The organism is Streptomyces alkaliphilus, assembly GCF_014141535.1.
GTDB classification, from domain to species: Bacteria; Actinomycetota; Actinomycetes; order Streptomycetales; family Streptomycetaceae; genus Streptomyces; species Streptomyces alkaliphilus.
Map to the genome: position 1 here is coordinate 1 of NZ_VKHT01001753.1, position 430 is coordinate 430.

Sequence of the window (430 nt, forward strand, 5' to 3'; positions counted from 1 at the left end):
GGGTTGAACCTGTCCTACAAGCGCCGTGAGGCCCCGGCCGAGAACATCGACGCCGACGCCATGGCGGCCCGGCTGATGGAACAGATCGACCGGGAATTCGGCACCACCACCGAACCCACCCGGCCCGCACCGGCCGCACCCGGCCCCGGGCTGAACCTCTCCTACAAGCGGGAGCGGAACGAGGAGACCGGGCCCTCCCCCGAGCCCGACGCGCGCCGGGCCGCCCTGGACCTGCTGCACGCCGCCGGCCCCCGGGGCACCGGCGCCTCCGCCATGGAACGGGAGCTGAAGCCGCGGTTCGGTACCAGCCGACAGACCATCGTCGGCTGGCTCAAGGAATGGGCCGAGGACGGCACCGCCGTACGGGTCGGAAGCGGCACCAAGACGCGCTACGTCCACCGCGTCCACACCCCCGAAGAACCCCTGTCCG

Annotated in this window: 1 pseudogene; it reads left to right on the top strand. The window is 72.6% G+C overall.

Annotated features, from left to right (window positions below):
• Positions 1 to 430 (top strand): annotated as a pseudogene (locus FNQ90_RS26615) (hypothetical protein); the annotation flags it as partial.